This is a genomic window from Dactylosporangium sp. NPDC051087 (assembly GCF_055586325.1).
Map to the genome: position 1 here is coordinate 158,662 of NZ_JBVJIJ010000025.1, position 16,917 is coordinate 175,578.

General features: G+C 73.6%; 12 protein-coding genes and 1 pseudogene. 9 read left to right on the forward strand and 4 right to left on the reverse strand.

Going from position 1 to position 16,917, the window contains the following annotated elements; genetic code table 11:
* Window positions 1-231 precede the first annotated feature (231 nt).
* The gene (locus ACZ6TV_RS39845; protein WP_465303953.1) at window positions 232-1,161 is read left to right on the forward strand and encodes a hypothetical protein; all 930 of its coding nucleotides are present in this window, start codon (window positions 232-234) and stop codon (window positions 1,159-1,161) included.
* On the opposite strand, the gene eno is transcribed toward ACZ6TV_RS39845, so the two are convergent.
* Complete coding sequence (eno, locus tag ACZ6TV_RS39850; RefSeq protein ID WP_465303955.1) at window positions 1,143-2,408, reverse strand: phosphopyruvate hydratase; 1,266 nt, start codon at window positions 2,406-2,408, stop codon at window positions 1,143-1,145. The genes ACZ6TV_RS39845 and eno overlap by 19 nt on opposite strands.
* A gap of 137 nt (window positions 2,409-2,545) precedes the next feature.
* Between eno and ACZ6TV_RS39855 the strand changes: the two genes are divergently transcribed.
* Complete coding sequence (locus ACZ6TV_RS39855; protein WP_465303957.1) at window positions 2,546-3,496, forward strand: MerR family transcriptional regulator; 951 nt, start codon at window positions 2,546-2,548, stop codon at window positions 3,494-3,496.
* On the opposite strand, the gene ACZ6TV_RS39860 is transcribed toward ACZ6TV_RS39855, so the two are convergent.
* Window positions 3,472-4,062, reverse strand: a complete 591-nt coding sequence (locus ACZ6TV_RS39860) for a GrpB family protein (protein WP_465303959.1) — start codon at window positions 4,060-4,062, stop codon at window positions 3,472-3,474. The two genes, ACZ6TV_RS39855 and ACZ6TV_RS39860, sit on opposite strands and share 25 nt — an antisense overlap.
* A gap of 153 nt (window positions 4,063-4,215) precedes the next feature.
* On the opposite strand from ACZ6TV_RS39860, the pseudogene ACZ6TV_RS39865 reads away from it, so the two are divergent.
* The 6 genes and pseudogenes from ACZ6TV_RS39865 to ACZ6TV_RS39890 all read left to right on the forward strand — a co-directional run.
* Window positions 4,216-5,576 (forward strand): annotated as a pseudogene (locus tag ACZ6TV_RS39865) (KUP/HAK/KT family potassium transporter); the annotation flags it as partial.
* Between the two features lie 150 nt (window positions 5,577-5,726).
* Window positions 5,727-6,140 (forward strand): KUP/HAK/KT family potassium transporter, encoded by a 414-nt coding sequence (locus ACZ6TV_RS39870; RefSeq protein ID WP_465304045.1) that lies wholly within the window; start codon window positions 5,727-5,729, stop codon window positions 6,138-6,140.
* 151 nt (window positions 6,141-6,291) lie between these two features.
* On the forward strand, window positions 6,292-7,653 hold the full coding sequence (locus tag ACZ6TV_RS39875; protein ID WP_465303961.1) for a DUF4832 domain-containing protein: 1,362 nt from the start codon (window positions 6,292-6,294) through the stop codon (window positions 7,651-7,653).
* A 19-nt stretch (window positions 7,654-7,672) separates the two neighbouring features.
* Window positions 7,673-10,330 carry a fibronectin type III domain-containing protein gene (locus tag ACZ6TV_RS39880; protein ID WP_465303963.1) on the forward strand — a complete coding sequence of 886 codons (2,658 nt, stop codon included), beginning with the start codon at window positions 7,673-7,675 and terminating at the stop codon, window positions 10,328-10,330.
* 64 nt (window positions 10,331-10,394) lie between these two features.
* Complete coding sequence (locus ACZ6TV_RS39885) at window positions 10,395-12,548, forward strand: hypothetical protein (RefSeq protein WP_465303965.1); 2,154 nt, start codon at window positions 10,395-10,397, stop codon at window positions 12,546-12,548.
* Window positions 12,545-12,937, forward strand: coding sequence for an SRPBCC family protein (locus tag ACZ6TV_RS39890; RefSeq protein ID WP_465303967.1), 393 nt, complete (start codon window positions 12,545-12,547; stop codon window positions 12,935-12,937). The genes ACZ6TV_RS39885 and ACZ6TV_RS39890 overlap by 4 nt, the downstream gene beginning before the upstream one ends.
* 89 nt (window positions 12,938-13,026) lie before the next feature.
* Here the strand turns inward: ACZ6TV_RS39890 and ACZ6TV_RS39895 are convergent, their stop codons facing one another.
* Window positions 13,027-13,626, reverse strand: coding sequence for a MauE/DoxX family redox-associated membrane protein (locus tag ACZ6TV_RS39895; RefSeq protein ID WP_465303969.1), 600 nt, complete (start codon window positions 13,624-13,626; stop codon window positions 13,027-13,029).
* Window positions 13,627-13,658: 32 nt separating this feature from the next.
* A complete protein-coding gene (locus ACZ6TV_RS39900) occupies window positions 13,659-16,448 on the reverse strand; it encodes an AfsR/SARP family transcriptional regulator (protein ID WP_465303971.1) in 2,790 nt (929 codons plus the stop codon).
* Between the two features lie 193 nt (window positions 16,449-16,641).
* Here ACZ6TV_RS39900 and ACZ6TV_RS39905 point away from each other — a divergent pair, with 193 nt between their 5' ends.
* Window positions 16,642-16,833 carry a hypothetical protein gene (locus tag ACZ6TV_RS39905; protein ID WP_465303973.1) on the forward strand — a complete coding sequence of 64 codons (192 nt, stop codon included), beginning with the start codon at window positions 16,642-16,644 and terminating at the stop codon, window positions 16,831-16,833.
* Window positions 16,834-16,917 lie beyond the last annotated feature (84 nt).

Genomic DNA, 16,917 nt, shown 5'->3' on the forward strand with positions numbered 1-16,917 from the left:
TCCAGAGATCGCGGGCAGGGCCAACGTGGGCGGCAGCGGGCGGCGCCTGCCGCGGCGGCGCCGGGACTGACGGAGCGCCGACCATGACCGCCGGCCCCCGTGCACCCCTTCGCGCGGGGGCCGGTTCCGTCGCGCCGGCCAGCCGGGCCAGGGCGTCAGCTTGCCGACATGACGCTGGACGTCGCACTCGGTACGGGAGCACCTTGCTCATAGTGACCGGGAGGTGTTCCGATGCGTCCACTGCAGCAGGAGACGTGGGCAAGGTCGTACCGTTACGTGCGCGTCGCGATGGTCGCGCTGCTGGTCGGCCTCGGCGCCGCGGTCATCTACCAGACCGGCAAGCAGGGCTGGCACCTGCTGTCGTCGGTGAGCGCCTACTACTACACTCCGGCGCAGAGCCTGTTCGTCGGTTCGCTGATCGGTCTCGGCGCGTTCATGATCGCGCTGCGCGGCACGACCGACCCCGAGGACGTCCTGCTCAACCTCGGTGGCATGTTCGCGGCTGTGGTCGCCATCGTCCCCACCGCGCGGGGCAACGACTTCCGCACCGCGGTCCGCCTGTGCGGCGTCGCCACCGACAAGCTGCCCGACGGCGTGGACTGCCTGTCGGTGCGGGCCCTGGAGGCCGCCGCCCGCGCGAACGTGGAGAACAACATGTTCGCCCTGCTGCTCCTCGGCGGCCTCGGCATCCTCGCCACCCTCGTGATCGTGGTGAAGGAGGGGCGGCACAGCCGCTCCACCTGGCTGGGCATCCTCGTGGCGCTGCTGGTGTACGGCACGGCGCTGGGCTCCTTCGTCGCCGCCGAGGACCGGTTCATCGACTACGCGCACTACGTCGCGGCGCTCGGCCTGTTCGCCTGCATCCTGGCGGTCGTCGTCATCAACGCCCGCCGGCACCAGCAGGAACGCGCCCCGGCCGGGGAGCAGCCGCCCGCCGCGCTGCCGCGCAACCGGTACAGCATCATCGCCCTGGTGCTGATCGGCGCGACCGCGGTCCTGCTCGTCCTGTGGCTGACCGGCGTCCTCACGCTCTTCTGGCTGGAGATCATCGTCGCCGGCCTGTTCGCCGTGTTCTGGACGGTGCAGACCTTCGAGCAGACCCCCGCCGCGACCCCGCCCGTGGCGGCGCTCCCGGCCGACGGTCAGCGGGCGCCGGCGTAGCGGGCGCTGCCGCCCAGCTGCTCCTCGATGCGCAGGAGCTGGTTGTACTTGGCGGTGCGGTCCGACCGGGACAGCGAGCCGGTCTTGATCTGCCCGCAGTCCAGGCCGACGGCGAGGTCGGCGATCGTGGTGTCCTCGGTCTCGCCGGAGCGGTGCGACATGACCACCCGGTAGCCGGCCCGCTGCGCGGTCCGCACCGTCTCGATCGTCTCGGTCAGGGTGCCGATCTGGTTGACCTTCACGAGGATCGCGTTGGCGTAGCCGCCGGCGATCCCGTCGCGCAGGCGGGCCGCGTCGGTGCAGAAGACGTCGTCGCCGACGAGCTGGAGGCGGTCGCCGGCGCGGGCGGTCAGCCGGGTCCAGCCGTCGATGTCGTCCTCGGCCATCGGGTCCTCGATCGACGTGATCGGGAAGCGCGCCGCCAGGTCCACGAGGTAGTCGATGTGCTCGGCCACCGACCGTTTGCGGCCCTCGCCGGTGTAGTCGTACACGCCGTCGTGGTGGAACTCGGAGCTGGCCGGGTCGAGGCAGATCGCGATGTCCACGCCCGGCCGGTAGCCGCTGTCCTCGACGGCGCGGACCACGAACTCCAGCGCCTCGTCGGCGGTGGCGAAGTCCGGCGCGAAGCCGCCCTCGTCGCCGACGTTGGTGCTGTGCCCGGCCGCGGCCAGGGCCCGGCGCAGCGTGTGGAACACCTCGGAGCCCATCCGGACCGCCTCGGCGAAGCTCGGCGCGCCGACCGGAGCGATCATGAACTCCTGGAAGTCGAGCGGATTGTCGGCGTGCGCGCCGCCGTTGACGATGTTCATCATCGGCACCGGCAGCAGCCGTGCGCCGACGCCGCCGACGTAGCGGTACAGCGGCTGCCGGTGTGCGACCGCGGCGGCCCGGACGGTCGCCAGGGAGATTCCCAGGATCGCGTTCGCGCCGAGCCGCCCCTTGCCCGGCGTGCCGTCCAGCGCGATCATCGTCTCGTCGACGAGGGCCTGGTCGTCGGCGTCGAGGCCGGTCACCGCCGCGGCGAGCTCGCCGTTGACGGCGGCGACGGCCTTGGTGACGCCCTTGCCGTGGAAGCGCGCGGGGTCGCCGTCGCGCAGCTCGACGGCCTCGTTGGCGCCCGTCGACGCGCCCGACGGCACCGCGGCGCGGCCCGTCGAACCGTCGGCGAGGACCACGTCGACCTCCACCGTCGGGTTGCCGCGGCTGTCCAGCACCTGGCGCCCGACCACCTGCGTGATCGCCGTCATCGATCCACCTCCTGCATCTCGTCGATGTGCTTGTCGATGTCTGTCGCGGTGGCCACTCTGGCAGGCCGCGACGGTGCCGGCACCGCGACGATGAACACGTTGACCCGTACCCTGGGGTGCGGGTTTAAGGTCGCGGGATGCGAGTGGGGGAACTGGCGCGCAGGACCGGCACGACCGTGCGGGCCCTGCGCTACTACGAGTCCGCGGGCCTGGTCGTGCCGCGGCGGCTGAGCAACGGCTACCGTGAGTACGACCCGATCGCGGTCCGGCTCGTCGAGCAGATCCGGCAGCTGACCGCGCTCGGCCTCGCCGTCGAGGAGACCCGCCCGTTCGTCGAGTCGATCGCCGGCGGCGCCGAGGACACCGACGTGTGCGCGGCGGCGCTCGCCACGTATCGCAGCACCATCGACACCCTGCAGGACCGCATCAGCCGGCTGACCGCGCAGCGGGACGCGCTCAGCACCCGCCTCGACGCCGCCACCACCCGCGTCGCGACCGGCCCGCCGTCACCGGGCGCGGACCCGGCCGGGCTCGTCGGCCGCCGCCTGCCGGACCTCGCGTTCTACTGCACCGACGGCCGCCCGGTCGACCTCGGCGCGCTCGGCCCCGGGCGGACCGTCGTCTTCGTGTACCCGCTCACCGGCCGTCCCGGCGTCGACCTGCCCAACGGCCTGATCGAGGTGCACGGGGCGCTGGCCGGCACCGAGCAGGCGACCTGGCTGCGCGACCACCACGCCGAGCTGCGCAACGCGGGCGTCGACCGGGTCTACGGCCTGTCCGCCCAGTCCACCGGCTACCAGCGTGAGCTCGTCCACCGGCTGCGGCTGCCGTACCCGCTGATCCCCGACCCGCGCATGCTGCTGGCCGCCGGGCTGGAGCTGCCGACCTTCACCGCCGCCGGCATGACCCTCTACGAGCGGCTCACCCTCGTCGTGCTCGACGACGTCGTCGAGCACGTGTTCCACCCGATCCCCGAGCCGGCCGCCCATCCGCTCGCCGTCCTGGCCTGGCTCGCCGGCCTGGCCCGCCAGACGCCGGTGACGCCCGCTCGGCCGGCCCGGGGTCACGCGGCGAAGATGCGGGTGTAGATGTCGTCGATGACGTCGTTCTTCGCCAGGCTGTAGTCGCCCGGGTTCGCCGCTGTGCGCTCCGCGATCTGCTGCTTGACCGCCGCGTACAGGGCCAGGTCCTGCGGATGCGTGCGCAGCCAGTCCCGGAAGAGCAGGTGCCGGACCGGCTCCGGGGCGCCCCGCGGCCACACATGCAGGTGGACGTCGGCGGCGGCGCTGACGAGCATCCGGTGCCCGTGCCACCACGGCTCGCGCAGCACGAGCACGTAGCCGGCGGCGGTCAGGGCCGGCACGTAGGCGGACTCGTCGGCGGTGTCCGCGATGAGCAGGTCGACGTCGATGACCGGCTTCGCGGCCAGTCCCGGCACCGACGTGGAGCCCACGTGCTCCAGGCCTGCGACGAGGTCGCCGAGGACGGCGCGGATCGCGGTGCTCACCGCCGCGTACCTGGCCGGCCACGCCGGGTCGTACGGGTGCAGCACGACCGGGGCGGGCGGCTTCGGCCACTCGCCGACGACGCCCGCGTGCAGCTGTTCCGTTGTGCCGTGGAAGCGCCGCACGACCTCTGGTGGGTGTTCGACCATCGTGACCTCCGTCCGAAGCAAAGTCGGCCAGACTACGCGACCACCGGCCGGGCGGGCAACGCGACCGCGGCAAGTCCCGCGTCCGCCCACGGGACGCCGACCTTGACCAGTACAGTCCGGACGGAGGGCGAAACTCCGAGAAGGAGGCACCCGATGGCGACCGGCTCGCCCGACGGCCGGGCCCATGACACGGCACGGCTGGCGCTGGTCGTGGGCGCGCTCGGCGTCGTCTTCGGCGACATCGGGACCAGCCCGATCTACACGCTGCAGACGGTCTTCGCGCCGAGCGACCCGCATCCCGTGCCGGTCAGCGAGGCCAACGTCTACGGTGTCGTGTCGCTGGTGTTCTGGTCCGTGATGACCGTCGTGACCGTCACCTACGTGCTCCTGGCGATGCGCGCCGACAACGACGGCGAGGGCGGCATCATGGCGCTGATCACGCTGCTGCGCCGGTGGGGCGGCGGGCAGCGCGGCCGGCGGACCGCGGCGGTGCTGGCGGCGCTCGGCATCTTCGGCGCGGCGCTGTTCCTCGGCGACAGCATGATCACCCCGGCGATCTCCGTGCTGTCCGCGGTCGAGGGGATCAAGACGGTCGAGCCGTCCCTCGCCGAGGCGGTGGTGCCGGTCACCGCCGCCATCATCATCGTGCTGTTCCTGGTCCAGCGGCGCGGCACCGCCGCCGTCGGCCGGGTCTTCGGGCCGGTGATGATCCTGTGGTTCGTCGTCATCGGCGGGATCGGGATCACCGGGATCGCCCGGGACCCGACATCCTCCGGGCGCTCTCGCCGACCTACGCGATCGGGTTCCTGTCCGGGCACTTCGGCGTGGCCTTCTTCTCCCTCGCCGCCGTGGTCCTCGCCGTCACCAGCGCCGAGGCGCTGTACGCCGACATGGGGCACTTCGGCCGGCGCGCCATCACCCGGGGCTGGCTGTGGCTGGTCTTTCCCGCGTGCGTGCTGAGCTACCTCGGCCAGGGGGCGCTCATCCTCAAGGACCCGGCCAACATCGACGGCCCGTTCTTCCTGCTCGTGCCGGAGTGGGCGCGGCTGCCCCTGGTCGTCCTGGCGACCGCGGCCACCGTCATCGCCGCCCAGGCCGTGATCACCGGCGCGTACTCCGTCGCGGCCCAGGCCGCCGAGCTGGGCTACCTGCCGCGGCTGCGGGTCGTGCACACCTCGGAGTCGCAGATCGGTCAGATCTACGTCCCGTGGATCAACTGGCTGCTGCTGGTCTCGGTCCTCACGCTCATCTTCGCGTTCCGCAGCTCCGCCGCGCTGGCGTTCGCGTTCGGCATGGCGGTCACCGGCACGATCACCATCACCACGCTGATGTTCTTCTACATCGCCAGGCAGAAGTGGACCGTCCCGCGCTGGCTGCTCGTCGGCGGCGCGGCCGTGCTGCTCGCCGTCGACCTGCTGTTCGTGGCGGCCAACCTGACCAAGTTCGTGCACGGCGCCTGGCTGCCGCTGCTCATCGGCCTCACCGCGTTCACCGTCATGACGACGTGGCAGAAGGGCCGGCGGATCGTCACCGCCGAGCGGCAGCGGCAGGAGGGCTCGCTGCGCGAGTTCATCGACGGGCTGCACGACGGCAGCACGCGGCTGGCGCAGGTGCCCGGCACCGCGGTCTTCCTCAACCGTGGCAAGGAGACGACGCCGCTGGCGATGCGCGCCAACGTGGAGCACAACCACGTGCGGCACGAGCACGTGCTCATCCTCGCGCTGGTGACCGAGCCCGTCCCGCGGGTCCCGGCCGCCGAGCGGATCAGCGTCGACCACCTCGGGTACACCGACGACGGCATCGTCCACGTGACCGTCCGGTTCGGGTACATGGACACCCCGGACGTGCCGGCCGCGCTGCGCCTGCTCGATCCGGCCACCACCGAGGGACGGCTCCAGCTGGACACGGCGTCGTACTTCCTGTCGAAGATCGACCTGCGCCGCGGCGACCGGCCGAGCATGCCCGCCTGGCGCAAACGGCTGTTCGTCGCCACCTCGTACATCACCGCCGACGCCGTCGAGCACTTCGGCCTGCCCCGCGACCGGACCGTCATCATGGGCTCCCACATCGAAGTCTGAAGTTGGCTCTTGCCAGCCGGCGCTGGTTCGAATAATGATGTAGTCCTTCGTAAGTTCGTCAACACCTCTGTGTATTGCTGCCCGCCGCGGCCGACAGAGGTGTCTGCTCCGTGCCCTCCGCCAGCGCACCCCTCCGAGCCGAGGACCCCTGATGAGACGAGCCCTGCGCCTCACCCTCACCCTGCTCACCGCCCTGCTCACCGCCCTGACCCTCGCCGCCGGCACACCCGCCGCCGCGCATCCCACCGGGCCGCAGTGGAAGCCCCTGACCTACACGTCCGCGCCGGCCGACAACCCGCTGAAGGGGTTCATGCCGTTCGCCGGTGACTTCGACACCTTCCCGCACAGCATGGAGTGGTTCTACCTGCCGCTGCGCGACGTGATGACCGGGCCGCGGCAGTTCCGGTGGGACGCCCTGGAGCGGCAGCTCGACGCCGTCGCCGGGCGCGGCCACCAGGCCGTGTTCCGGTTCTACCTCGACTACCCGGGCAAGCCCACCGGCATCCCGCAGTACCTGCTCGACGCCGGGCTGGTCACCCGCCCGTACCAGGACTTCGGCAACAACGGCGTGAGCGTCGCGCCCGACTACAGCGACCCCCGCCTGGTCTCCGCCCTGGAGAACTTCGTCACCGCGCTCGGCCGCCGCTACGACGGCGACCCGCGCATCGGGTTCATCACCCTCGGGCTGATCGGCTTCTGGGGCGAGTGGCACACCTGGCCGTACGACGGCTGGACCCAGCCCGAGAACTGGATGCCGGACACCGACGTGCTCACCCGCGTCCTCGGCCGGTACGAGGCCGCGTTCGACAAGACGTTCCTGCTCGCGCGGTACCCCAGCCAGCAGAACAAACCGCTGGGCATCGGCTACCACGACGACTCCTTCGCCTTCGAGACGCTGCCGCCGACGTCATGGCACTTCGTGCAGCGCCTCATCGACGAGGGCGTCACCGAGAAGTGGCGCACCCAGCCGATCGGCGGCGAGCTGCGCCCCGAGATCCAGTCCTGCCTGTGGGACGAGCCGGTCAGCTGCGCCCAGTCGGAGAGCTACCCCGACTCCGTCGCGCAGACCCACGCGTCCTGGCTCATCAACCACGCCGCGTTCACCGGCGGCGGGTTCACCGGCGACAAGTACCAGCGGGCCGTCGCCGGTGCGAAGTCCCTCGGCTACGAGCTGACCGTCACCGAGGCGGCGCTCGCCCGCGACCGGGTCACCGTCCGCGTCGCGAACCTCGGCGTGGCCCCGTTCTACGCCGACTGGTGGGCCGAGCTCGCCATCGTGGACGGTCGCGGCCGCGTCGAACGGCGCTGGCACACCGGCTGGAGCATGGCCGGCATCCAGCCGGGTCAGGCCGCCACGACGCTGACCGCCCACATCGACACCCGCGGCCTGCGCCCCGGCCGCCACACCGTCGTCATGCGGGTGGCCAACCCGCTGCGCGACGGCATCCCGCTGCGCTTCGCCAACACCGCCCAGAACAACAGCACCGGCTGGCTCACGCTCGGCACCGTCTGACTCTGGAAGGGACACGGTCATGCGATCCCCTCGCACCCTGGTCGCCGCCGTCACGGCGACCCTGGTCCTCGCCCTGCTGCCCGCCGGGGCCGCCACCGCGGCGCCGGCCGGCCCGCCGCCGCGGCCGGCCGCCGGGCCCGGCCCCGACACCAGCCTCACCACCCACACCTACGGCTACGCCGACGCCCCGCTCGGGCAGCCGCTGAAAGGCTTCGCCCCCTACCTGTTCCCCGGCGACAACCTGTCCACGAAGTACCCGGGCGGCCTCGTCTGGAGCTACTTCGCGCTCAACGAGGTCATGAAGGACCCGGCCAGCTGCTCCGTCTTCGACTGGAGCGTGTTCGAGAAGGCCCTCGACGAGGCCGCCGTCTGGGGCCGCCAGGTCGCGTTCCGCTTCTACGTCGAATACCCCGGCGGCAGCGGCACCCACCCGGGCAACGGCATCCCGCCGTGCCTCAACGGCAAGATGGCGCTGCGCACCAACGGGTTCTGGGGCACCGTCAGCCCCGACTACGACGACCCGGACGTCATCGCCGCGCTCACCAGCTTCATCAACGCGTTCGCCGCCCGCTACGACCGGGCCGGCCCCGGCGGCACCGCCGACCCGCGCATCGGGTTCATGTCCCTGGGCCTCGTCGGCCTGTGGGGCGAGTGGCACACCTGGCCCTACGACAGGGACCGGGCCGACGGCTACCCCGACCTGATGCCGACCGACGCGACCATCCGCACCATCATCGGCGCGTACGACGCCGCGTTCTCCAACATCCAGCTGGAGGTGCGCTATCCGCTCGCCGGCACCGAGACGGCCGGCATCGGCTTCCACGACGACTCCTGGCCCTACAAGGAGTGGCGCAACGGGCAGCTGAAGGGCATGACCCTGCCGATGTCGATGAACGGCTGGGACGACGCGTTCCTGCAGCTGCAGCTCAACACCGGCACCGAGAACCGGTGGACCACCCAGTCCATCGGCGGCGAGGCCCGGCCCGAGATCCAGGGCAGCCTCTACACCGACTGGCCCGGCGGGTCCGGCCAGGTCGACGACGTCCTCGCCGCGACCGAGCTCACCCACATCACCTGGATGATCAACCAGACCGGTGCCGGCGGGTACAGCCCCGGCGACCCGAAGGTCGCCGCGGGCGTGCGCAAGATGGGCTACAACCTGCACATCCCGCAGGCGAACTTCAACGCCACCGCGTCCGGCACGTTCAAGGTCGGCGTCACCATGCAGAACACCGGCGTCGCGCCGTTCTACTACCCGTGGACGACCGTCATCGGCCTGCGCAACGCCGCCGGCACCGTCGTGAAGACCTGGGACACGAGCTGGGACCTGCGGCAGGTGCAGCCCCTGAAGATCCGCACGTTCCCGGACTGGAACACCGGAGTGTCCTATCTGGACTACGGCCGGCCGGTGAACTTCGCCGCCACGCTCAGCACCGCCGGCGTGCCCGCGGGCTCCTACAGCCTGGTGCTGAAGGTCCGCAACCCGCTGGAGACGGTCACGCCGGACGTGCTGCGGGCCCGGCCCGCCGCCAGCCGCCTCACCGACTGGGTCATCGACCAGTGGCGCCCGGCGATGCCGCTGTCCTTCGCCAACGCCAACCAGGGCACCGACGGCTGGGTCGACCTCGGGCCGCTCTCGACGTCCGGCACCTGCACCGGTGACTGCGCCGCGCCGTCGGTGCCGTCGGGGCTGACCGCGACCGGGGTCACGAACACGAGCGTGTCGCTGTCATGGTCGCCGTCGACCGACAACGTCGGGGTCACCGGCTACCAGGTGTTCCGGGGGTCGGTCCTCGCCGGCTCGCCGACCGGGACCACGTTCACCGACACGGGTCGATCGCCCGGCCAGACGTACCAGTACACGGTGCGCGCGGTCGACGCGGCCGGCAACGTCTCCGGACCGTCCACCACGGTCCCGGCGACGACGACGGGCTGCGCGGGGGACTGCACGGCACCCACCGCGCCCACCCTGTCGTCACCGGCGAAGACCTCGTCCAGCGTGTCGCTGTCGTGGTCCGGTGCCACGGACAACGTCGGCGTCACCGGTTACGAGGTCCTGCGCGGGTCCACCGTGGCCGGCACGGTCACCGGCACCTCGTACACCGACACCGGCCTGACCGCGTCCACCGCCTACAGCTACACGGTCCGCGCCCTGGACGCCGCCGGGAACCGCTCGCCGGCCAGCAACACGGTGGCGGTCACGACGACCGCGGCGCCCGCCGGGCTGGTCCTGGACGACTTCGACGGCACCCCGGCGTACCCGGCGGCGGCGCAGAACGACCTCGGCAAATGGACCGGCGGCAACTGCTTCCTCGACGGCGGCGGCTCCGGTGTGGTGTCCGGCGGGGCGCTGAGCCTGCGGTACAACAACTGCGGCTGGTTCGGCTCCGACGTCGGCGTCGACCTGAGCGGCCGCACCTACCTCGTCATCCGGGTCAAGGGCGCGGCCGGGGGCGAGCAGACCCACTTCAACCTCGGGCTCGGCGGCACCACGAAGGTGTTCGGCGACTTCACCCTCGACGGCGGCGCCCACCCCGTCATCACCACGTCCTACCAGGACATCCGCATCCCGATGACCGCCAACGGCATCAGCCGCACCGCACCCGGTCAGCTCGCCATGGGCTTCTGGTACGGCGGCAGCTCCACCGTCACCATCGACAGCATCACCTTCCAGTAGGTATTCCCGCACGAGCCCGGCCGGGAGCGTCGTCCCCGGCCGGGCTGTCGCCCATACTCGGTGGGTGGCAGCTGCCGTCAGCGTCGAGGAGCTCGTGGAGCGGGCCGCCGAGCTGGTGCGGCACTGCGCCGAGGCCGACGACCCCGGCGCGCTGGACGACGCCGTGCGCCTGCTGCGCCAGGCCGCGGACCTCGGTCCCGCCGGTGACCCGGACCGCGCGGTGGCGCTCGGCAACCTCAGCTACGCCCTGCGGATGCGGTTCGAGCGGCAGGGCGCTCCGGAGGACCTGCACGAGGCCGTCACGGCCGGGACGGCGGCGGTCGACACGGTCGGCCCGGACAACCCGAACCTCTTCATGTGCCTGCTCAACCTCGGCGGCGCACTGCAAACGCGCGCCGAGCGGACCGGCGACGGCGCCGACTTCGACGAGGCGGCGCGGGTCACCACGGCGGCGGTGCACGCGGTCCCGCCCGCCGACGGGCGCCGGGCGCTGGCGTTGTCCAACCTGAGCTTCCTGCTGACCGCGCGCTTCAGGGTGCCCGGCGGCCTCGCGTCGCTCGACGCCGCCATCGACGCCGCCCGCGCGGCGGTGCGCGCGCTGCCGCCGGACGCCCCGGAGCGGGTGTCCGCGCTGGTCAACGTCGGCATCGCGCTCACCACACGGTTCGAGCACCGCGGCGCCGCCGCTGACCTGGATGCCGCGATCGAGGCGGGCACGGCCGCGCTCGCCGCCGCGCCGCCGGGGCACCCGATGCGCGGGGCGGTGCTGACGAACCTGAGCCAGATGCGGCGCCTGCGGTTCGCGTGTACCGGGGGCGCGGCCGACCTGGACGAAGCGGTCCGGACCGGCCGGGAGGCCGTCGCGTCGTTCCCGCCCGGGCACAGCTCCCTGGACCGCCCGCTGAGCAACCTGAGCATGGCGCTCGCGGAGCGGTTCGAGCACCGCGGATCACTGCCCGACCTCGACGAGGCGATCGAGCTGAACGGATCGGCGCTCGAGGCCCTCCCACCGGCGCACACGTTCCGCCTGACGGTGCTGTCCAACCTCGGCTACCTGCTGCGCCTGAGGTTCCTGCAGACGGCCGACCCGGCCGATCTGCGCACCTGTGTGCAGGTGCTGCGGGCGACCCTCGACGCGTCGGACGAGCGGAACCCGCTGCGCCCCAAGCTCGTCATGAACGTCGCCGGTGCGCTGTTCGAACGCTTCGACCGCTCACGCGACCTCGGTGATCTCGACGAGGCGGTCCGGCTGTTGCGCGGCGCCTCGGCCGGGCTCTACCCGGACCATCCGGACCGGTGCGACGTGCTCACGAACCTCGCCGGCGCGCTACGGGTGCGGTACGTCGTGACGGGCCGTCCGGTGGACATCGAGGAGGCCGTGTGGGCGGCGCGGGCGGCGTGCGCCGGCGCTCCGGCGGACAGCGCCTACCGGCACGTGTACCTGTCGAGCCTGGGCCTGGCCCTGGTCACCAGATCCGGCCTGCCGGGGCACGCGGCGGACCTCGACGAGGGCGTCGACGCCACGCGGGCGGCCGCCGCCGCCGGCACCAACGGCACCGTCGTCGCCAACGGGCTGTCCAACCTCGGCGTCGTGCTGCAGCAACGGTTCCACCAGTACGGGCGGCCCGAGGACGTCGAGGAGTCGATCCGCGTCTGCCGCGCCGCCGTCGAGGCCGTCCCGGCGGCACATCCCGAGCTGGCCAGGCACCTTGCCAACCTCGGTATCGGGCACTACCAGCGATTTCTGGCCGGGCGGGAGGCACAGGACGCGCACACCGCGTTCCGGCTGGCCCGGCAGGCGACGGCGGTGCCGACAGCACCGGCCGTCGAGCGGTTGCGGGCGGCGCACGGCTGGGGCCAGATCGCCGCCGACGTCGGCCAGTGGCCGGACGCCGCCGACGGCTACGACGAGGCCGTCCAGCTGCTGCTGGTGCTCGCCTGGCGCGGCCTGGACCGGCGCAGCCGCGAACACCTGCTCGGGGACAACGCCGGCACCGCCACGTCCGCCGGGGCGTGCGCCGTCGCCGCCGGTGACCCGCACCGCGCCGTGCGGCTGCTCGAACAGGGTCGCGGCGTCCTGTGGACCCAGTTGCTCGCCGGCCGCACCGAGCTGACCGTGCTGCGGGAACGGACCCCGGGGCTGGCCGCCGCCCTGGAACGGGTCCGGACCGAGCTCGACCGTCCCGCACCGGCCCACCCCGGCATGACGGGTGCGTGACCGTGCGACGGGAGATCAGCGTGGAGGGGCCACGCGACGCGGACGACGTCTGGGACCGCTATGTGCGGCCGGCGCGGTGGCCGGAGTGGTCGCCGCAGATCCGCTCGGTCGACTACGCGGCGGACCGCCTCGAGCCGGCCACGTCCGGGGTGCTGCGCGGGCCGGCCGGGCTGCCGGTGCGCTTCCGGATCCTCGCCGTCGACGGGTCGGCCCCGGTCCGGACCTGGTCCTGGACGGCCACGGCGGCCGGTGTACGACTGGCGCTCCGGCACACGGTCGAGGCCGCCGGCACCGGTACGCGGACCGGACTGGTCGTCGAGGGACCCGCACCGGTGGTGGTCGCCTACCTGCCGGTCGCCCGTCTGGCCCTGCACCGTCTCGTCCACTGACCGGGCGTCGCCGCCGGTCGCCGGTCCCTGCTCGGTCACTGGTCCTTGCGCGGTCGCCGGTCGTTGCGTGATCACCGGTCTTTTGTCGGTCACCGGTCGCGTGCCACGTCGCGGCGGACGCGGCGCACGGGGGCCGGCATGAACAGGTCCACCAGGTCGTCGAGGCGGATCAGCAGCACCCCGCAGACGGCACCCACCGGGAGTGCCACCGCCGTGGCGGCCGGATCGAGCGGCGGCGTCCCCGCCACCGCGACGCCGAGCACCGCGACGCCGGCCGCCGCCAGCAGCAGCCCGTTACGGACCAGGTGCCGGGCGCCCAGGGGCCGCTCGGCCGCGCCGAAGCAGGCGCAGCGGGCGCCGGTGCCGCGGTGCACGGCGAGCGCCACGCCGGTGGTGAACACGGCCAGCAGCCCGCCGGCCAGGGCGAGCACCAGCACCGCGAGGGGCCGGGCCGCCGGCCACCCGCCGGCCACGGCGGCCGCCGCCGCGCCGAGCCCGACGACGAGGCCGGCCTCGGCGACCGTGGCCGCCATCGCCACGCCGCGGACCCGGCCGGCGGGGACGAACGGCACCGGCCGCAGCGACTCCGCGAACGCCTGCTGCGCGGCCCGGCCGCGCAGCTTGGTCCAGGCGGACGCGGCGAACACGCACCACAACGCCGCCGTCAACGCCAATGACAGGTACGACATCGACCGTTCCCTTCAGTGTGGCTCAGTGTGGCTCAGTGTGGCTCCGGGTGCCCCAGCGCGCCGCAGTGCGGCGCCGTGGGCAGGGTGTCGAGCCGGGCGCGCAGCTGCTCCGCGCCGGCGTCGCCGAGGTCGGCGAGGATCTGCCCGGCGACCCGCCACGCGGCCTGCGCGGCGTCCGGCCGGCCGGACGCCAGGTGCGTGTCGCCGAGGTGGGTGAGCACCTTGGTCTCGTTGAACCGGTCGCCGGACCGGCGGCACAGCGCCAGCGCCAGCTCGTAGCACTCCGTCGCGCGGGCGTACTCGCCCTGGTGGTGGTGCACGTATCCGAGGCTGTCCAGGGTGGCCGCCTGACCGCTGCGGTCGTCCAGCTCGTGCTGCAGCGCCAGGGCGCGCCGGCAGTGGGTGAGGCTGTCCGCCCACTCGCGCCGCCCGGCGTGCACCCAGCCGACCAGGTTCAGCGCCCGGCCGCGCCCGAGGCGGTGCCCGGCCTCGGTGTACAGCCGCAGCGCGCACGCGCTGCGCTCGCGCATCAGCGCCCACTCGCCCCGGGACTCGGCGAGGCGGGCGAGCGCGAAGTACACGCCCGCGCGGCCCGCCGTGTCGCCGAGCCGCTCGTAGCCGCGCAGCGCCGCCCGGTACGCGGCCTCGGCGTCGTCGTACCGTCGCAGGTGCGCGTGGGCGCAGCCGAGGAACCGTTGCGCCCAGGCGCGTTCGCGGTGCTCGCCGAGCCGCTCGGTGGCCTCGATCGCGAGCCGCCCGACCTCGACGAGGTCCTGCCACCGTCCCTGGTTGTGCAGCAGCCCGGCGAGGACCCGGGCCAGCTGCCACGCGCGCCGGGCGAACCCCGCCTCGACGGCCAGCCCGGCCGCGGCCAGCATCGCCGGCCGGTGCTCGGCGAACCAGTCCAGCGCCCGCCGCTCGCCGGTGCACGGCTCGACCAGCACCCCGGCCGGCGGCGGGTCCGCGACCACGGCGGGCTGGTGCGGCTCCACCCGCAGCGCGGCGGCCTGCCCGGCGTGCACGTAGTGGTCGATGACCCGGCCCACCGCGGCGGCCCGCTCGGTGCCGGCGTCGCAGCGGCCGGCCAGTTCCGTCGCGTAGCTGCGCAGCAGGTCGTGCATGACGTACCGGCCCGGGCTGTGCTCGGTGAGCAGGTGGGCGCGGGTCAGCTCGGACAGCAGGGACCTGGTCCGCTCGGCCGGCAGCCCGGCGAGGCTGGCCGCCGCCGCGACGCCGACGTCGGGCCCCGGGGCCAGCGCGAGCAGCCGGAACAGCGCGGCGACCGGCGGGTGCAGCGCCCGGTAGGACCACGAGAGCACGTTGCGCACGTCGGTGGCGGGGTCGCCGGCGTCGAGCACGTCGAGCCGGCTCACCCGCAGCTCGTCGGCCCAGCGGGCGAGCGGGAAGCCCGGATGGGCGGCGGCCCGGCCGGCCAGCACCCCCAGGGCCAGCGGCAGCCGCGCGCACCGTTCGGCGATCAGCTCCGCGGCGCCGGGCTCGGCGGCCACCCGGCCGGTGCCGAGCCGCCGCGCCAGGAACTGCCGCGCCTGCCCGGGCGAGAACAGGGCGACCGGCACCGGCCGGGCACCCTCGGCCGCCACCAGCCCGGTGAGCTGGTCCCGGCTGGTCACCACGACCAGGCAGCCGGGCGTGCCGGGCAGCAGCGGGCGGACCTGGGCGGCGTCGCGCGCGTTGTCGAGCAGGATCAGCATCCGCCGGCCGGCGACCAGGGTGCGGTACAGCGCGGTCGCGGCCGAAGGCTCGGACGGCACGTTCTCGGCCCGCACGCCGAGCGCGTCCAGGCACAGCCGCACCGCCTCGGCGTCGCCCATCGGCGCCGCACCGGCGCTGAACCCGCGCAGGTCGAGGTAGATCTGCCCGTCGGGGAACCGGTCGCGGACCCGATGGGCCCAGTGCACCGCCAGCGCGGTCTTGCCGACCCCCGCCGTGCCCGACAGCACCAGTACGGCGGCCGGCGCGGCACCGTTGAGCGGCTCGTCGAGGCGGGCGACCTCCGCGGCGCGGGACACGAAGCCGGGCACGTCCGCCGGGAGCTGCGCGGGCGTCCGCCAGGCCCGCCGGGGCAGCCCGCCGTCGGAGGCGTCGTTGCGCAGGATCGTCCGGTACGCGTCGCGCACCTCCGGCGACGGGTCCGCGCCGAGCTCCTCGACGAGCCGGTACCGCAGCTCGGCGTAGCACTCCAGCGCGTCGACCGTGCGGCCGGTCAGGTGCAGGGCCCGCATCAGGACCGCGGTGAGCGGCTCGACCAGCGGGTACTCGCCGATCGCCTCGGTCAGCGGGGCGAGGACCGTGCCGGCGTTGCCGCAGCGCAGCTCCGCCTCGGCCCACCGCACCAGGGCGTCGACGTGCTGGCGGCGCCACGCCCTGCGCATCCGCTCGGCCCAGCTCCCGGGCAGCCCGGCGAGCGGCTCCCCGGTCCACAGGTTCAGCGCCCGGCGCAGCAGCGCCACCCCCTCGCCGTCGGGCCGGCCGCGGGCCCGGTCGATGAGGTCGCGGAACAGGTTCAGGTCGATCCGGTCGGGCGTGACGTCCAGCACGTATCCGCCGGAGCGGCGCGGCAGCACGGGCGCGTCGCCGTCGCCGGCCAGCAGCCGGCGCAGCCGGGTGAGGTAGACCTGCAGGGTGCGCCGGGCGCCGGCGGGGGCCTCGTCCCACACCCGGTCGATGAGGACCTCGGTGCTGACCGGTCGGCCGGCGTCGGCGGCCAGCACCGCCAGGACGTGCCGCTGCTGCGGTGGCCCGGCGTCCGCCACGTGGTTGCCGAGCCGCAGTTCCACCGCCCCGAGTAACCGAATCTCCATGCCACCGCCCCCGTTGGCAGCGTCCGGCGTCAATGCCTGACTCGGCGATGTCTATCTCATCACCCGTTCCGGCAGGGCGCCAGCAATTCATTAACGAATCGACCTCGGTCTTCGTCGCATGCTGTGGGGCAGCCCGGCCGGAGATCACCGGCCGGTGCCTCCACTCATCCGAACGACGGAAGGGAAGGTGCACATGCGAGCGGTCAAGAATGCGGCCGGCGCGGTAGCCGACCGGCTCCTCGGCCTGGTCGTGCCGCACACCGTGGCCCGGGCAGCGGACTGCGACTACGAGTGCTGCGCCCCGCGGAACAAGGCGCGGTACTGCTGCTACTACCCGGGCGGCACGCACCACTGCGGCAGCTGCGTCACGTACATCGCCTGCTGATCCTGCAGTGAGCACGGCGGATCGCCGGTGTCCGCGGGCACCGGCGGTCCGTGGCCAGTCAATCCATCCGTTCGCCGGTCGACC